Genomic DNA, 793 nt, shown 5'->3' with positions numbered 1-793 from the left:
GGCATTGCCGCAGACCCCCTCGCCCCCCCGCCTGTCCAGAATTTCCGGATACGAGCGCTGGGAGGATCGAGCCGAGCATGGGGTGGCCGCTGCGTGCCGTTCGATAGCATCGACTTCCAGAAGCGGGAATGGGTGTGCAATTCGGGCTGGCCGATCACCTATGAAACCCTGCTGCCCTACTACCGTCGGGCGCACGAGGTGATCGAGGTCGGGTCTTACGACTACGATCCAACAAGCGCGTTGCCTGGTTCTCGCGTTGAACTATTCGAGGGCGTCGACGGCGATTTGTTCAGGACCCGCCTGGAGCGGTTTAGTCGACCAACCAACGTGTGGAAACGGCTTTCCGGGTTGCTGCGGACTTCGCGTCATATCCACATCTGGTTAAACGCTGCGGCGACGGGAATTCGCCTGGCGCCGAACGGGCGTTGCGTCCACCACATCGACTGTATTGACTTGAAGGGCACAAAGCGTGAGGTCACGGCTTGCCATTACATTGTAGCCGCCGGCGGCTTTGAGACCACCCGATTGCTACTTGCCTCGAATGATGTGATGCCAGCTGGTATCGGCAACGCCCGAGATCAGCTCGGTCGTTTCTATATGGCCCATCTGGGAGCCACAGTCGGAGCACTAAAGTTGCCGAACGCCCAGCAGGCGGTGGCTTTTGGCTACGAGCGGGACGCGGCCGGCATCTACTGCCGAAGGCGGCTGTCGCTCACGGAGCAAGCGCAGCGGGAGCATTGCTTGCTCAACCAGATCTTCCGCACCCATCTGCCAGATCCAGCCGATCCCAGAC

General features: G+C 60.8%; 1 pseudogene. It reads left to right on the top strand.

The features are described 5' to 3' along the window. Window positions 1-93: 93 nt before the first annotated feature. Window positions 94-793, top strand: a pseudogene (locus EN914_RS37075) (GMC family oxidoreductase); the annotation flags it as partial.

The sequence above is a fragment of the Mesorhizobium sp. M7A.F.Ca.CA.001.08.2.1 genome (genome assembly GCF_003998455.1).
Taxonomy (GTDB): domain Bacteria; phylum Pseudomonadota; class Alphaproteobacteria; order Rhizobiales; family Rhizobiaceae; genus Mesorhizobium; species Mesorhizobium ciceri.
Note: the sequence above shows the minus strand (reverse complement) of the source record. Positions and strands in the feature narration are given on the sequence as shown.